Genomic DNA, 16,901 nt, shown 5'->3' on the forward strand with positions numbered 1-16,901 from the left:
CGGCATAAAGCCGCCCAAGATCGGTATCTTATTGGTAAGCTACCGTGATGTTCACCGTACCGTTGTAGGTACCAGCTACCAGAGTAGTTTCACTGGCGATATCTGCCACACCACCAATTTTCACTGTCGCAGTACCACCTGTTAGCGTTGGTGTCGCGTTGTCTACCGCAATACTGTTCACTGCGATGTCGTTACCACTTCCATCAGCCATTAGCGCAGTCGCATCAACAGTCACATCAACCACACTTCCGGTTTGACCGTTAATTGTGAACGCTGCAGCGCCTGCGTCTGTCGTAGCAACAGTGACGTTTGTGGTTGCATCAGTAAAGATTGAACCAAAATCTAAGTCCGCAGTTTTAGAAATAGAAACTGGCTCCAGTACAACAATACTGGAAGTAAAAGTGTCAGATGCGGCCATTACACCAGGTGCTACTGCAGCTAAAGAAATTAGCGCAAGCTTCTTCATGGATTTCATTTTAAATACCCCAAGTCCATTTATATTAAATAACCTTATTTTTATTAATACTTTTTTGTACTACTGAAAACCAGAAAAGTATCAGGCGTATTTAAAGATCAACTAATAAATAATTTCATAATATTTTTATTTTTGTCACTAATATTTGTGAGGCAGTTCAAAAATACGTACAACTCGATCAATATAAATAGTGTTTCTACCATAAAGAACATGTTGCATATTAAAAATTACACCATAAATATCAATCAATTAGATAGAGACAAAGTACCATAAAAAGCAGAATTCACTACAAAGAGAGACAGATCGAGAATAACTATCCACATAATTACAAATGTATGAATATCAATAAAACATTTAGTAACAATTCTACTATTTGAAACGAAGTGAATTATCCAAGGAATTAAAAAAGAATGAAAAAGTAAACTTTAGTATTAGTTTATAAGACTCTACGCATAACCATCGAACAAAAGAGATATTAGCTTTAAAAATAAAAACTCCACTTTGAACCATAGAGAAAAGAAATTACTCCTAATATATTTTATCAAATAAATATATTAATAAAGACATGGCTCGCAAAATTCAAAGAGTCTAACTCCAAGATATAAATAGAAATTGCATTTAGTCCATTAAATTTATTTTTTACCTCATCATAGAATTGTATCAATCAAATAAATACAACATTATCTTAATCAGCTCACAAGCCATTACAGAGCAGGGGTTAAAGTACATTAAAATCCTGAATACACCTCAACAAGAAGTCCCCATTTAACTCACTTGGTTTTTGGTTTCAAAAAACTAGAACTCTACACTTCAGTCACTTTTGATTGTGAAACTTCCGAATTTTTCGAAAATTAAGCATTTCTGTCACACTTAACAGGTTGAGCTTATTAGGAAATCTTTCAATATGACGTGTCGATCTGTTTAATCCTATCGTCCGCAGAGCTTCCTAACCTTCACGGAAGAGGCTTAAAGTTCGGATTCGACGAATACCGGAGTTCATGAAATACTTATGTTTTGATGAGCAGTTAAATGAAATGGAATGACCTGACCTATGTACATATTCGGATACGGCAGTTTGATTAATCCGGAATCTCGTAAGCTAACAGGGCAAACGGGCGATGCTTTTCCTGCGATTGTGAATGGATTTGATCGCCATTGGAGCAAAGTGGATGGCAGTTATCAAATTTCACCGTTAGTGGTGACCAGCGGTAAGGGATCGGTTAACGGTGTTCTGATTGAGATTGATGACCAGGAGCTACTGGAGTTCGACAAACGAGAAGCAGGCTACCATCGTATCAAGGTTGCCGTTTCCCAGATTGAATCTGATACGGCTATTGATGCCAGTGCCGACGTCTGGATGTATGTGAAAGACGAAACGGCTTCCCCCTGTGTCAATGCTCCTATCATGCAAAGCTATGTCGACACGGTTCTGGCAGGTTGCTTGTCTATCTCTTCTCAGTTTGCTGAACGTTTTGTTCAGTCGACACTTGGCTGGCATCACCCTCTTGAAAATGATCGCCACCAGCCTAAATACGGCAGAATAGCGGGTGTAAAAGCGCACCATCTTTCCCTGATTGACGATCTTATTGCGTCGGTTCGTAATTAGGTAAACGTCATGATTTTAGAGCAGCAACTGGCCCAGCAAATTGTCGACCGCACTATGGCGATCATTGGTAACAACATCAATGTGATGAACCAGGCGGGCGTCATTATTGGCAGTGGTGATCCTCATCGTATAGGTCAGACCCATGATGGTGCTTTGCTGGCTTTAAAACATGGCGACACAGTCGAAATTACTCAACAAAGCTGCCAGTCGCTCAAAGGAGCCAAGCCCGGCATTAATATGCTGATGAAAAGCCAGCATGAAGTGATTGGAGTAGTAGGCATCACTGGGGATCCTGACTCCATCCGCAATTACGCGTCTCTGGTGAAGATGACGGCAGAAATGATCGTTGATCAGGCTGCTCTGATTGAACAGCTTCAATGGGATCGCAGACATAAAGAAGAATTTATCTCCGCCTGGATCACCAATTCTGTGCCAATAGCCGAACTTAAAGACTGGGCAGCGCGTTTAGACATCGATCTGGATATGCCAAGAGTCGCCGTCGTCATCGAACTCCATGCCAACAGTGCGCCCCTCAGCTTGAGTCAGACACGCCAGATCGTTGAACTGCTTGAATACCCGAAACGCGACAACTTGGTAGCCGTAACTTCAATGCGTGAAATCGTCGTATTGAAACCCAGCCATAATCGACACGGTAAATGGGACAGCCAGCAGGAAAGTGTACGTATCGACATTCTGTTGGACAGGCTACATAAACAGGGCATTCAGGAACTGGACATTGCATTGGGTGAATACTTCCCGAATGTCGAAGACATTCACCTGTCGTATCAGAGCGCCAGACAAGTTTTGCAGTTTGGTCAGAAACATCATCCAGAGCACAATAAGTATCTGTTTGAAGAGATGCGCTTACCTGTCTTGTTGTCTCCTCTTGGTCATTTTTGGCAAGGTGACCAATTATGTAAATCAATCGTTAAGCTAAAAGAACAGGACAAAAGCGGACAACTTCTGAAAACGCTGTACGCATTATTTGAACATCAGGGAAATCAGAAATTGTGCGCCGAATCCTTATACATCCATAGAAACACGCTACGTTATCGGCTAGATAAAATCGAAAAGATTACCCGAATCTCTCCCAAAAACTTCACAGGTCTGGTCGAGCTTTATATTGCAAGCCAGATCACGAAATAACACCAACTTTGTGCATTAGCACAAATTCCTTCCTTTCAATCACCAAAAAATTTGTTACTCCTGTCTAAAGGATTTGGCTCAGAAACTGACGATAATATCCACACTCCCTGCCTCTGGCTAAATTGGGGAGCCATTTCCGAGACGCCTACAACTCGGAAAATGATAAAACCGTTCCTACCGCGAACAGCAGTCGGAAATGGTAAAAATAAACGGAGTTATTATGAGTCTTATACTAATCCTGCTGGCTGTGATCGCGTTTATCGTTGTCGCTACCACCAAATTTAAAGTACACCCCTTCCTCGCCCTTCTGGTTGCAGCATTTCTGGCTGCCTTTGCCTATGGGCTCCCTGCGGACAGCATAGCTAAAACCATTGCAAGTGGCTTTGGCGGCATTCTTGGTTACATCGGTCTGGTCATTGTATTAGGTACCATTATCGGTGTTATTCTGGAAAAAAGTGGCGCTGCTATTACCATGGCCGACACCGTCATCAAAGTACTTGGCGACCGCTTCCCAACCTTAACCATGACGCTAATTGGCTACATCGTTTCTGTGCCAGTTTTCTGTGATTCCGGTTTCGTTATTCTGAACTCGTTGAAAGAGTCTCTGGCAAACCGCCTGAAAACCTCCAGCGTAGCCATGAGTGTGGCACTTGCCACCGGGCTCTACGCGACACACACCTTTGTACCGCCAACGCCGGGACCAATCGCAGCTGCGGGTAACTTAGGGCTGGAATCCAACCTTGGTTTGGTTATCGCGGTCGGTATCTTTGTTGCTGGCGTGGCGGCTCTGGCTGGTATGCTATGGGCAAACCGATTTAAAGATGTTCAACCAGATGGTGAAGAAGCGCAATCCCCGGCTGATAACCAAGACTGGAAAGCACTAAAAGAATCTTACGGTACTCTGCCAACTGCTGGTCAGGCATTTGCCCCTATTTTTGTGCCGATTCTGATGATCTGTCTGGGCTCTGTCGCTCGCTTCCCAAGTAAACCTCTGGGCGAAGGCTTTCTGTTTGATGCGCTGAATTTCCTTGGGCAACCTCTGACGGCACTGGTGATTGGTCTTCTGTTAGCGGTTCGTCTGCTTAAGTCCGACAACAAAGCAAAAGAATTCAGTGAACGCATTAGCCAGGGCATTACTGCCGCTGCCCCTATCCTTCTGATTACAGGTGCAGGTGGTGCATTCGGTGCAGTGTTGAAAGCCACTCCACTTGGCGAGTATCTGGGTACAACCTTATCTGCACTGGGTATTGGTATCCTGATGCCATTCATTGTCGCCGCGGCACTGAAATCTGCTCAGGGTTCATCGACGGTTGCTCTGGTCACCACATCGGCATTAGTCGCGCCTTTGCTTGGTCAGCTTGGTCTAGATTCCGAAATGGGTCGCGTCCTGACAGTCATGGCGATTGGTGCAGGTGCAATGACGGTTTCTCACGCTAACGACAGCTTCTTCTGGGTGGTATCTCAGTTTAGCCGTATGAGCGTAGGGCTCGCATACCGTGCACAAACTATGGCAACCTTGGTACAAGGCATTACTGCCATTGTATTGGTTTACATTCTTAGCCTTGTTCTACTGTAACTGTCACCAATTGAGGAGAGTGATATGAAAGTGGTTATCGCCCCAGATTCGTTTAAAGAGAGCTTAACCGCCAAAGAGGTGTGTCAGGCAATAGAATCTGGATTCCGCCGCGTATGGGCAGACAGTGAATTTGTGCATGTTCCCGTCGCCGATGGGGGTGAAGGAACAGTACAGTCGCTCGTAGACGCAACCCAAGGCAAACTGGTTCACCTTGCGGTAACTGGCCCTCTAGGTAACTCTGTCGACGCGTTTTACGGCTTACTTGGCGATAACCAAACCGCCGTGATAGAAATGGCGGCGGCCAGTGGCCTTCACCATGTCTCGCTCTCTCAGCGTGACCCAAAGCTGACCACCTCATTCGGCACAGGTCAGCTTATTAATCATGCACTTGAACACGGTGCACGAAAGCTGATTATAGGTTTGGGTGGCAGTGCGACCAACGATGGTGGCGTCGGCATGATGGCAGCCTTGGGCGCCAAATTCCTTAACCAGAACGGGCAGCCTATCGCCCTTAATGGTGGGGGGCTGAGTGAGCTTTCTCATATTGATCTTGGTGACCTCAACACCAAGCTTGCAGAGTGTGAAATTCTGGTGGCTTGTGATGTTGATAATCCTCTTTGTGGAACAAAAGGGGCTTCTGCAACATTTGGCCCACAGAAAGGAGCAACCGAAGCCGACATTCGTCTGCTAGACAATAACCTGAACCACTATGGTCAACTGATTCGCCAGCAGCTTGGGCGAGACGTACTGAGCAAAGAAGGCGCAGGTGCAGCGGGCGGTATGGGAGCAGCTTTGCTGGCATTTACCGATGCCAAACTTCAGCCCGGTATTGATATCGTGTTAGAAACGGTCAACCTGAAAGATCAACTGCATAATGCCGATCTGGTGATAACGGGCGAAGGCAGAATTGACTGGCAGACAGCTCACGGCAAGACCCCAATGGGCGTCGCTGTGCTGGCCAAACAGTTTGATTTACCTGTAATAGCCTTAGCTGGTTGTGTGGGCGAGAACTACCAGGCGGCATATCAATGCGGTATTGATGCTGTATTTGCTGCCGTGCCCCGAGCATTGGATCTGTCCACCGCTTTTCAAGAGGCAGGAACAAACCTCACCAACCTGTCTGAAAACGTCGCACGCCTTTGGTCTGTTAACTTAGCAAAATAAGTTCGAACCCAAAAAGTTCAAAAGCGCAGGAAACCCTGCGCTTTTTTTGTTTTGATTCATTGGTGTTTTCGTCTTTGACCATGCACAATTCCCCTATGAACGAAGAGAAACTGTTAATTCCCCTGCCGTCCCTGATTCATCGAATTGGTGGTGACAATGCCAAAGTAGCGAAAAGTCTGGCGACCAAGCACCAGTGCGAAATGAAGCGAGTCCGGCGTTCACGCAACTGGCAGGTTACAGGCACTCCGGACAACCTCTCCGCTTTGCTTGCCAATATCCAATCAATGGGCTCGGACACTTACCAGTTCGTTATCAAAAAAATGAACGAGAAGCTAAGCGCTTACTATGAAGTTCATGAGCCAGTTGAACAGCAATTGCATTCGCTTATCCTTCAAAACCCGAATATCACGCTATCGGAGTTGATGGAACGCACCAATTGCACCTTAGCCGAAGCGCGGCTGGCTCGGTTTGAAGCAGACATCGTATAGATATCCTGTTCATAAATACCCAAGTCTCCATTTATGCTATTGACAGCAATAACAATAAACTCAACACTGGTTTCATCCTTTCTATAACACCATAAATATCCAATACGGCGAATCGAGCATTATCGTCTTTAGAAAATGCGAGGGAGCCGCAATGAGCACGAATAAATGGAGTTTAGTTATCCATGATGTGGGCACGCATCATGCGAGAATTTGGGTAGGAACCCTGTACCAGTATCTCGCCAAACCTGAACAGTTTCACGTTAAAGTCTATGACAAGCCAATCACCTCACTGAACCGAGTCCCCATCTTTGAATACACCATCAATCAGGAAGAATGGGAGCGTCCTTTTCGAGCATTAAAACAACGGTTCTATAAGGTGGTAGAAGTTACGGGGCTTAACTCAAACCAAACCTACTACGTCGATTTCGTTCGTGGCACACACCATGTGAATGCCAAAACCATTGATGAACATGTAGTAGAAACAGGGTCACTGCGCACGCTCCCCACATCACTGTCAGAAGAAGACCCGTTTGTTGTCATGATGGGGAGTTGTTACTTCAATGACGACGATGAAAAAGGGCAAGCAGCCAAGGCATACACTCACCTCTATTTTAATGGAGAACCTCAAGAAAAACCCCACGTGAAGTTTCTAACCGGGGATCAGGTGTATCTGGATATTGGTCTGGATTCGCTTTCTCCCGTGATCGGCGAGGTTCATCAACGAATAGCGGCAGATTACGCGGACACATGGCGTTCTAACCGTAAACTCTATCGCCATGGGGGTTGCTGGTTTTTAGCCGATGACCACGAATACTGGAATAATTACCCTTATGCTCAAGGCACCAATCCGTACTTATGGGCAATCACTTTCTCAAAAAAAGTCAAAGCAGCGTGGACAAAAAGTGCCAGAGACGGCGTTAAAAGAATTCAGCAAGTCGAACCTTTTCGCACCTTTGATGTGGGTGATGACCTGTCCTTTTGCTTTGTTGATCTAAGAAGTGACCGAGATAAACGCACTCCACCCAAATCCATGGTGACCAAACGAGTGTTCAAACAACTTATCGACTGGGCAAAAAATCTAAACAAGATTGGCGTTCTGGTTTTACCCCAGCCACTGATTGTTGAAGCAGGGTCAGATTCCGACTATAACCTCGCGAATTATGAAGCCCAATACAAAGCGCTCTGGGAGGCACTTGCACATTCAGGGAACGATATTGTTTGCCTCTCGGGTGATGTGCACTTTGGCCGGATAGCCAATGTCAAACTGGGAAACGGAAACGCCAAGCTGCATGAAATCATTTCTTCTCCTATGTCGAATATCACTCCTATAAACGGAGGGAGATATTCCGCAGCCACACCCGAAAAAATCCAAGATCTCCCTTCTTTTATTGGCGGAGACTACAAGGTTCACTACGATGGAGTCTGGTGCACCAGATCGGAAGTAGTCAGCAAATGGTACATGCTGGAAGACTACTATCAGACCAAAGAACATTTTATGACCCTGAGTTTTACGCGTTCCGCTGAAGGCAATGTTGAACTGGATGTGCAGGCTTGGTTGGTCAGGGATTGTGACCGAACAGGCAAGCCTAAAAAGCAGTTTTCAAATCGAAAACCCATCGTATTAAGCAAAAGGAGTTAAAACTCGTTCCACCAGCAACTGTTTCAAAGTTGGTACACATATTGAAATACCCCATGTAACTGCTCTCAAATGGATAGAGGTGATCATGGGCGTATTACTTTCGGTATACAGCGACAAAAAATTCAACGAAGACCAGACATTACTGGTGGAACAAGCGGTAAAGCTCATAGAAAGCTACGGTAAAAAGGAAGTCCGTTGCTTTCAAAATGATAAGGTACTTATTGCACAATGGGATTTTAATGCATACAAGCAAGCCGCCTGGCTGCAAAATGACACGCAGATTGCGTCACTGGTTGGTCACCCACTGATCAGTGACAACAGAACGGACGACTTACAGTGTTTAGCAGAAAGCCACTTACTCTCCAGCAACTTAAGCGAAAGCGAAGGGGCGTTCTGCTTTGTTAAATACACGCCTCACAATCACCATCTGACCATTGCCACTGACCCTCTCGGTCTACGACCATTTTTTGTGATGGAGTATAAAGGGCTGAAAATCATCTCCAGCCGAGTCAGTGTGTTCAAAGAGTTAGGACTGGATCTGACAGCCAATGCAGATGCTCTGACTGAATACGCCACTCTGGGCTACTACCTTCTTGATCATACGCCTTATCTCGAAGTGACTTGCAGCTATCCGAGTGAAACCATTAGCCTCAAGCCCGATGAAGAGCAGCGAAGCCACTATTTTGACTGGGTTGAGCTGGCGAAACAGAATCTCACCATGAAGCAGGCGGTGTCGAATATCGACCGGGCGTTCAAACGCTGTTGCGACAAATACCTGTCTGTCGATCAGAATGTCATTTCCACATTATCTGGCGGGCTCGATTCCCGAACCATTGCCACGGAGCTGAGAAGACGCAATGCCAATGTGAAAGCATTCAATTTCTCTCGTCAGAAAACTCAGGATCTTGCCTGTGCTATTGCTTATGCTGAGCACCAGAGCATTGACCTAGACATCATAGAAGTGTCCGACACACAAAAAGCCAGCGTGGAAGACCGGTTAGGTAAACATTGGCAAAGTGAATTAAAAAATACCCCGACAAACATCGAACGCCCGCAATTGTCCTGGTCTGGTAATGGCGGCAGTGTAGGAATTGGTCTGATTTACTACTCGGAGCCACTTTATCAGGCTGCGCTCACTGGAGATCCGGAAATTCTGGTTGACGCTTATCTGGAGCAGCAATATGCCTATCTGCCAGAGAGCATTGTAGAAGATGCTCAGCAGCTTCAGGACAACCTCAGAAAAAACATTCTCAAATCGCTGGAACCGCTTTCCGATCTACCGCTGGAAAAAGCGTACCAATTGTTTTTGTTCCTGAATGATCAGCATCATCACCTGAGCATTCCATTCGAAGAGATCACCACGTTCAAAATGGAATTCTGTCTGCCTATGTATTCATGGAAGGTTCTGGCTGCGCCGCTGGGACTGCCCGTTGAAGAAGTTCGCAAACATAAGTTTTATCTGCAATGGCTGCATCACTCTTATCCGCAAGCCACAGAAGTTGCCTGGCAGGCATACCCGGGTCACATCCCCTGCCCGCACCCTATGCCAGACATCGACCAGTGGCAAATGGCTTCGGACAAACGCACCGCTGCCAGCGAGGTGATTGCAACTTGGAAAAAGGCATACCGATTTAAGTCGCACCAGCTATTGAAAAAATCGCGCATCAGTGTGCTTTGCATTCTTCATCTGCTGGGTCTGAAAAACGCACGACCCCAACTCAACGTGGTCAATAAGCTGATTCACTGGTAATGGTTATGAGCCGAGGGTTCCCTCGGCTTTTCCTCTGGATGGAATTTCGTATATTCCATTTTTACATCCTGCCCTTGTTACCGTAACAACAAATGAAAAACACAAGGTCAGCGACATGTCTCGACGCAACACCCTATCGGGGCAGGGAACGCCATTAGTCAAGCTGGCAGGGACTGCTTTCAAAAGCCTTATAAAACTCACCATTGCCGCGGCGATTCTGTATTTCGCCTCTCTTAGCTTTTCCAAGTTAGGCACCATTCATGGCACCGAACTGCCTGAATCCTATTTCTCAGATGGTTACCCAAGCATTCTGGTACTTCTGGATTCTGAATTTTTTATGGGGCTGATATTTTTCGTCACTCTAAGCATTGTTATCTATGTGATCTACCTGTTGTGGCAGTTACATGAAGTCGCGGTACACAAAGCCAAGAAAATGTCTTCAGCGCACACTCAAATTGTCTTTGCACTGTCTCTGTGTGGCTTGTTTATCGATAAAGCGTGGTGGGTGCTCGCCATCATCATTGCCTTTACGCGTTGGGACATAGTGTCTGATGCTTTATCCGGCATTATCCGCAAAGGTCTTCAAATTTCCCGCCAGACTAAGGAGTAATTTATGAAAGAGATCATGCTCCCGTATATTTTGATTTGCTGGATTCTAGTGAAACTCAAAGTCATCACCTGGAACCTGAAAAATGCAGTGCTCATGGTCGGCATTGGCGCCTTTATCGCCTTTATGCTGTTTACTGCTCACCGCTTTTGGTCACCGGCAGACCTGACCGACAGCACCACTGTAAAAGCACCACATGCGGTGCTAAGTCCCTTGATAGGACAAGAAGTGGAACAAGTGATGGTGACTCATAACCAGCAGGTAAAGGAAGGAGATCTGATTTATGTATTGAAATCTGAAGATACGGATTCTCAGGTCAGAGGTTACGAAGCGCAAAAGCTGGCTGCCGAGGCAGAGATCGTGGCTTTAAAACATCAGATCAAGAACGATGAAAAGACCTTAGATCGCTTAAAGAAACTGGATGATTTCGCTCAGGATTCACAGCGAGATGAGATTCGAACCCGGATTGATTCCAACAACGCGAAAGTGGCAGCGGTGTTTGCTCAAATTAAATCGATAGAGGCTCAGATAGCGACCGCCAAATGGCAGAATGATCGCCGGGAAATTCGTGCGCCGTTTGATGGACAGATCTCCATCGCTAATCTGGCAGAAGGCACCCGCGTCGGTAACATGCACCTCTACAACACATCAAAAAAGTTTGTTGAAATGCGCATTGCCGATCAGACTTATCGCTACATTAAACCGGGACAGTTTGCCGAGTTCTATGTGGACGCGTATCCCGGAGAAATATTTCGTGGACGTGTGCACAGCGTAACGACGGGAACAGGTGAAGCGAGAGTTTCCGTGCTCAATGGCACTCAGCAGGTTCGCCGACACGTGAACAATAACTCAGGCACACATGGTCGGACTGTGGTGATTGAGTTTGAAGAACCTGAAGGCTACAACGTGCCAATTGGTGCTACAGGTTCAGGGTGGATTTCGGCAACCAAACCTCACGAGTCACTGGGCTTTATGGACATTATTGGCGCTGCAACTGTCAGGCTGAAAGCTTATAAAGCGTATTTGTCGGCAATGTAATTCCATGGACGCAGTGATTAGGGTCTGTTGACCTTAGATGTCACTGCGTTATTTTTCTGCCCAACTTTTGGCTTTCTCTGCCAATACGGTTTCTACCAAAGACATCAGCCACTGAATTTTCGGGTGATTGCGTCTGGAGGCTTTCACGATAATGGCAATATCAAGCTCTATTGGCGTCAAATGGTCATGTGCGGCAAATGGCGCGTAACGAATGGTATAACAGTCATCCATTAACCGATTCATCAGCTCGTAGTTATCAATCTGAATGGTTGGTTCAATAGAGGGGTCAATGGCGTGGAAATGGTGGGTGTACTCATTGATGCCAGACACCATAAACTTTACGTACTCCCCATCAGGGTTCCCATCAATGTACCCCGCACCTTTGTGCAGTTTCTTCTGGTAAAACAGCTGAGACTTGTCACTCAGAATATGAACGCCAAGATCCACGTCCTCTTCCGCAATCAAAGGTTCGCTGAGTTTCTGCCAGGTTCGCAGCTCTATGACCGCCTGTGTTTCTTTTCGAATGGCTTTAATCAACTCAGAACCACACGCCACCAGATAAGGCTCAACAATATGCAAAGTCACCTTATCCAGCCTGGTAGGGTCGAAAACTTCCGGATGCAGTGCCTGTTGTACCTGTTCCAGTGCAGTTCTCAGTTTAGGTTCGATTTCACAGGCATAACTGGTTGGAGAAAGCCCGTCACCACCGCGAACAAAAAGTGGGTCACCCAGTTCCTCCCTAAGCTGCGCCAACACCTTAGATACGTACGACTGTGAACGCCCTAACTTGAGGGCAGCCTTCTGCGTGGAATGTGTCTGCATCAACGCCAGAAAGACAGGAACAAAGTTTAAATCGCTTAGCAAAATGAAATTCCTCTTATGCCTTGTTCTTTATTGTATTTCTTCTTTTACCAATTCACGGAGCCATATGTTTTTGTCTCGAGTGTGCTGTCGTGATGGCCAAATCAAAGAAATAGCAAAGTCGTTCACATCAATGGGCGGCTTGGTCATCACCAGTTGGTCATCAAAGCCTTCAATTTGTGCCATTCGCTTGGGCACAATGGCAAGCAGCTTTCGCCGACGAAGCAATTGTCGAATGGTCAGGAAATTCCCTGCTGCTACCCGTACCTGACGACTTTCTCCCATCAGCTCCAGATGTTTATCGATACCAGTGACCAGTTCGCCGCCCGGACTGACTAACGCATGGTCAATAGACAGATATTGCTCCAGTTTTAGCGCTTTGACCTTGCCAAACAGAGACTCATCAAACAGGCATACATGTTCTTCGTCATATAGATGCTCACTTTGAAATCGCGCATCCAAATCAGGAAAGCTTCCCACGACCACATCCAACTTTTGCTCTTCGGTCAACCTTACATAATTACTTCGGTTGACGTTAACAAAACAGATCTGACTTTCAGGAGCCTGTCTGGAGATAACATCAAACAGTACAGGTGCAAAGATAAACTCAGCGTAATCCGTTAGCCCGATGCGACAAACGCCCTGATACTCTTCTGGCAGAAACGTCTTAGGAGAAAGGAGCTCACCGGTGACCTGATCCAGAATACGCTCGACGGTTGATGCCAGCGAAATCGCCCGCTCGGTGGGCAACATGGTGTGCCCGTGTCTTTCGAACAGGGGGTCATCGAGCAGAGTTCTTAGACGAGCAAGACTATGACTCATCGCAGACTGGCTGACGTGCAACTGAGCGGCGGCAGCGCTGACGCTCTGGCTTTCGAACAGAGCGGAAAATGCCACTAAAAGATTCAAGTCAATGCTTTTCCAGTTAATGTCGTGTCGCATATTTACTCTAAGCCTTAACCCATTTCATTCATATTCTATATTAAATCTATTAATTTGAGTCATTTTAAAGCTCTCCGTAGACTATGCCCAATAACCATATTCCTTTATTTTTGGATTCAGCAGATGTTCTCGATTTTCAAAACCTTCTTTCTGCTAGGCTGGGTCAGCTTTGGTGGTCCTGCAGCGCACATTGGCTACTTTCGCAATACTTTTGTAGAAAAGCTGAAATGGCTGAGCGAAACCGAATACGCTCAGATCGTTGCACTTAGTCAGTTCCTTCCGGGACCGGGATCCAGCCAGGTAGGCTTTGCCCTAGGTTATCGAAAAGGTGGAATAACGGGCGCAATTGCAGCGTTCCTTGGTTTTACATTCCCTTCCGTTATTCTGATGCTGTTACTTGCTGTCCTTAGCAGTCAGTTGACGGATTCCAGTATTTTTCAAAGCATCATTCATGGATTGAAACTGTTAGCCGTTGTAGTCGTAGCAGACGCCACGATTGGCATGTATAAAAACTTCTGCCAACAAAAAGTTACCATCGCTTTGTGCGTCGCTACGGCTATGGCGCTATTACTCTTCCCCAACTTGTACACACAGATGATCGTCTTGGTTGTCGCGGCTCTGGTGGGTCAGGCGTTACTTCGTGGGGATCAGGTAAATACTGAAAGTCGTGAACCTACACAAGTAAGTTGGTTACCATTGGTTCTATTTGCCGCACTTCTTTTCGGCTTGCCTGTGTTAGGTAATCTGGCTACAGAAATCCGACTATTCAGCGATTTCTATCAGGCTGGTAGTCTGGTTTTTGGTGGCGGTCATGTGGTGCTGCCACTTCTGCAAAATATCGTCGGAGATCAGCTTAGCCAGGACGCATTCTTAACCGGATACGCAGCCGCACAGGCAGTGCCGGGACCAATGTTTACGTTCGCAACCTACATCGGTTACGAGCTATTGCCAGCCAGCCCAATTCTTGGCGCTCTGCTGGCTACTCTGGCAGTATTCTTGCCGGGCTTTTTGCTCTTGCTTGCGGTGCTAAACAACTGGCAGGAGTTGGCTAGCCGACCGAAACTTTCGGGGGCAGTAGCCGGAGTGAATGCTTCCGTTGTCGGTCTGTTGCTTGCGGCTCTATACCAACCCGTGTTTACCAGTGCAGTGTTGTCAGGGGCTGATATGGCTGTGGTAGTGGCTGGTTTTTATCTACTCAAGCAACGAAAGCTACCAGTTGTCGCTCTAGTCGCCTTCTTTATCGGTGCTGGTATGTTGCTTGGCATGCTTTGATTGAAATAAATATTAAGGGAAAACCGAGCTCGTATAGGCTCGGTTTTTTCTTTTCATGAGCAGCCAAACTGGTGGTTAAATTTTCAGCAATATTTCACTTTCTTGTCTAAACTTGATCGTTAGATATTCACTAAAGCTTATTGCAATTTTATTGATAATAAATATGTCATGAAGCTATAGGGAACCGGCATCAAGAGGAAAGCGGTTATGTTTATTCGGCAGCGTCAGTCGTTTCATTCTTTTCCAAGCCAGATGGCATCTCTCAATCAGCATTTGGAGCATGTTCACAACCAGATAAAAGACAAAGTGCCAGAAGTGGATCGGGTATCATTCACTCTTTACGATGCTCATCTGGACTTACTCAGAACGTATGCGGAAAGCGATACCGATGGCAATTCCCTGAGCCATCACGAATACCCATTTTCCGAGTGTCGATCTTTACAGGAATGCGCCAACAAAAACGTGCATCGAGTGATCAACGACATTGCTGCCACGGTCAATTCAAACCGACACCACTCTCGCTGGTTGATTGAACAGGGGTATCATTCCTCGTTTACTGTTCCGACATATCACCATCAGCAGTTCATTGGCTTTATAAACTTCAACTCGCACCAGAGCCATGTATTCAGCCCGGAGGTACAACGTGAGCTAATGCCCTTTTGCGAGCAAATCAATTACACCATCAACTCCGAGTACTCGTTAGTCCATTCCATTCTGACGTCTGCCGAGCTCACCCGAGACATCTACCCTGGGGCGCAAAGCGATTCCGATGAACATATTCTCAGAGTCAGCCTGTACGCAAAATTGATCGCGCTCGAAGTGTCAGAGTTGTACCAACTGGACGATGAAACCATTGAGCACATCCACCTCTTTTCCCGTCTTCACGACATTGGGAAAATAGCGCTTCCTGACACCTTACTGCTCAAGCCGACAAAGCTGGATGAGAAGGAACGAAAAGTGATGGAAAACCATGTAGAGAAAGGGCTAACCATCGTTAATAAGATCCTGCAAAATCTTGGTTCTCCAGATCACCCCTGTATTCAGGTATTGAAAGACATCATGACCTACCATCATGAATTTCTTGATGGTAGCGGATATCCGTCTGGTGCGAGCCATGCAGATATACCTGTCTCTGCGCGAATCGTCACGGTTGCCAACATTTTCGATGCCTTAACGAGTCACAGACCTTACGCGCAGGCGTGGTGTGTGACTTCTGCTTTGCTGGAGCTGGAGAAAATGGTCGCTGAAGGTAAGTTAGACGGAAACTGCGTGAATGTGTTGCGCGATCACCAGGGTTACATTTCTCAGGTTCTGGAGCAGCACCCTGAACACGATCCAAGAGAAGGAATTACTCACCACTAGAGCTGGTCAGTTTTTCTAAATCAATGCCATGCTCGGTGAAGTGCGCTTCCAGCTTTCTGGTGCGTACAATCGCTACGCTTAAGTGATTAAACATACCATCGTGTTTTTGCTGAAGAGCCAGTGAAGAAGGATTTTGGCTGACGGCTTTCGCGATAAAATTCAAAACCCAATCAGATTCTTGTGTTAATTCATCCTGTGTAAAAGGAAAAGTGACATAAGCAAGCAAATGGGGTTCTTCTGCCACACTCACTTCGCTGCGGCTGACCAGATAATCTGCACATTGCTTGCTGATCCCCAGTGTTCGAATTTCTTCTGCCAGCCAATAATCAATCGTAGAAAAGTGATGAGATGAGCTGTATTTGTGACTCTCAAGAGCAATATTTTTACCTTGATTAGCACCGCTTCCCAACCCAATGGTTTGATGGTAGTCGATAACAGGTGCGTTACAATTTGTAATGAGAGCGTTGGAATGGCGTTCAAGATGATCGGAATAGACTGAACCTGTGAGAAATAAAAATAACGCAGTACTTCCGATGAGGCATATTTTTTGTTGTTTAAAATGTGTCATAGAAATAATAAAACACCGAACACCAAAATATAGCTCGACTGTAAGAAATCAGAGACGAAAATTTAAAACACAAAGTGTATGGTTATATTTTCAAAAAATCCGCAACACTCTTATTCAGAGTAAGAAACCGCGCCCCCTTCTGAAATCGATGTAATGGCTTCTTCCAGAAAAACCTGCAAGTCTTTGTCAAAAATCGCGATAACAACGGCTGACAAAGCAACACCAATAATGGCGTACTCCACAGCAGTGACACCACGTTCGTTTTTCACAAACTTTCCAGCGTAGATTCTGATGAAGTGGATAATCGCAGTAATCATCACGCTCTCCTTTTCTCTGCCAGAGAAAAATCTTCATATATTAAGGCTAGTTCGGAGCGTGTAGTTATTCAAACATGGAACTGCCTTATC

General features: G+C 45.9%; 16 protein-coding genes. 11 read left to right on the forward strand and 5 right to left on the reverse strand.

What is annotated here, in order from left to right; genetic code table 11:
• Positions 1-28: 28 nt before the first annotated feature.
• Positions 29-475: a DUF4402 domain-containing protein gene (locus tag QMG91_RS13990; RefSeq protein ID WP_022591716.1), complete on the reverse strand. Its 447-nt coding sequence runs from the start codon at positions 473-475 to the stop codon at positions 29-31.
• A gap of 1,051 nt (positions 476-1,526) precedes the next feature.
• Between QMG91_RS13990 and QMG91_RS13995 the strand changes: the two genes are divergently transcribed.
• From QMG91_RS13995 to QMG91_RS14035, 9 genes are all read left to right on the forward strand, one after another.
• On the forward strand, positions 1,527-2,081 hold the full coding sequence (locus tag QMG91_RS13995; RefSeq protein WP_022591721.1) for a gamma-glutamylcyclotransferase family protein: 555 nt from the start codon (positions 1,527-1,529) through the stop codon (positions 2,079-2,081).
• 9 nt (positions 2,082-2,090) lie between these two features.
• Positions 2,091-3,227 carry a sugar diacid recognition domain-containing protein gene (locus QMG91_RS14000; protein ID WP_281827188.1) on the forward strand — a complete coding sequence of 379 codons (1,137 nt, stop codon included), beginning with the start codon at positions 2,091-2,093 and terminating at the stop codon, positions 3,225-3,227.
• Positions 3,228-3,447: 220 nt separating this feature from the next.
• On the forward strand, positions 3,448-4,803 hold the full coding sequence (locus QMG91_RS14005) for a GntP family permease (RefSeq protein WP_022591723.1): 1,356 nt from the start codon (positions 3,448-3,450) through the stop codon (positions 4,801-4,803).
• A 24-nt stretch (positions 4,804-4,827) separates the two neighbouring features.
• A complete protein-coding gene (locus QMG91_RS14010) occupies positions 4,828-5,967 on the forward strand; it encodes a glycerate kinase (RefSeq protein WP_281827190.1) in 1,140 nt (379 codons plus the stop codon).
• A 95-nt stretch (positions 5,968-6,062) separates the two neighbouring features.
• A complete protein-coding gene (locus tag QMG91_RS14015; protein WP_281827192.1) occupies positions 6,063-6,455 on the forward strand; it encodes a ribosome recycling factor family protein in 393 nt (130 codons plus the stop codon).
• 151 nt (positions 6,456-6,606) lie between these two features.
• Positions 6,607-8,094, forward strand: coding sequence for an alkaline phosphatase D family protein (locus tag QMG91_RS14020; RefSeq protein WP_281827194.1), 1,488 nt, complete (start codon positions 6,607-6,609; stop codon positions 8,092-8,094).
• 85 nt (positions 8,095-8,179) lie between these two features.
• Entirely contained in the window at positions 8,180-9,844 is a 1,665-nt protein-coding gene (locus tag QMG91_RS14025) for an asparagine synthase-related protein (protein WP_281827197.1), read from the forward strand.
• 115 nt (positions 9,845-9,959) lie between these two features.
• The gene (locus tag QMG91_RS14030; protein ID WP_022603567.1) at positions 9,960-10,454 is read left to right on the forward strand and encodes a hypothetical protein; all 495 of its coding nucleotides are present in this window, start codon (positions 9,960-9,962) and stop codon (positions 10,452-10,454) included.
• 3 nt (positions 10,455-10,457) lie between these two features.
• Positions 10,458-11,489, forward strand: a complete 1,032-nt coding sequence (locus QMG91_RS14035) for an HlyD family secretion protein (protein WP_022600169.1) — start codon at positions 10,458-10,460, stop codon at positions 11,487-11,489.
• A 48-nt stretch (positions 11,490-11,537) separates the two neighbouring features.
• Here QMG91_RS14035 and QMG91_RS14040 read toward each other — a convergent pair whose 3' ends face one another.
• Both QMG91_RS14040 and QMG91_RS14045 read right to left on the reverse strand, forming a co-directional pair.
• Complete coding sequence (locus QMG91_RS14040; RefSeq protein WP_281830471.1) at positions 11,538-12,356, reverse strand: LysR family transcriptional regulator; 819 nt, start codon at positions 12,354-12,356, stop codon at positions 11,538-11,540.
• Between the two features lie 24 nt (positions 12,357-12,380).
• Positions 12,381-13,292, reverse strand: coding sequence for a LysR family transcriptional regulator (locus QMG91_RS14045; protein WP_281827200.1), 912 nt, complete (start codon positions 13,290-13,292; stop codon positions 12,381-12,383).
• 123 nt (positions 13,293-13,415) lie between these two features.
• Between QMG91_RS14045 and chrA the strand changes: the two genes are divergently transcribed.
• Both chrA and QMG91_RS14055 read left to right on the forward strand, forming a co-directional pair.
• The gene (gene chrA, locus QMG91_RS14050) at positions 13,416-14,564 is read left to right on the forward strand and encodes a chromate efflux transporter (RefSeq protein ID WP_281827202.1); all 1,149 of its coding nucleotides are present in this window, start codon (positions 13,416-13,418) and stop codon (positions 14,562-14,564) included.
• A gap of 207 nt (positions 14,565-14,771) precedes the next feature.
• Positions 14,772-15,926, forward strand: coding sequence for an HD domain-containing phosphohydrolase (locus QMG91_RS14055; RefSeq protein ID WP_004407032.1), 1,155 nt, complete (start codon positions 14,772-14,774; stop codon positions 15,924-15,926).
• Here QMG91_RS14055 and QMG91_RS14060 read toward each other — a convergent pair.
• Positions 15,913-16,494: a hypothetical protein gene (locus tag QMG91_RS14060; RefSeq protein ID WP_281827204.1), complete on the reverse strand. Its 582-nt coding sequence runs from the start codon at positions 16,492-16,494 to the stop codon at positions 15,913-15,915. The genes QMG91_RS14055 and QMG91_RS14060 overlap by 14 nt on opposite strands.
• 110 nt (positions 16,495-16,604) lie before the next feature.
• A complete protein-coding gene (locus tag QMG91_RS14065; RefSeq protein WP_004407037.1) occupies positions 16,605-16,811 on the reverse strand; it encodes a Flp family type IVb pilin in 207 nt (68 codons plus the stop codon).
• Positions 16,812-16,901 lie beyond the last annotated feature (90 nt).

The organism is Vibrio nigripulchritudo (assembly GCF_027924785.1).
Lineage (GTDB): Bacteria > Pseudomonadota > Gammaproteobacteria > Enterobacterales > Vibrionaceae > Vibrio > Vibrio nigripulchritudo.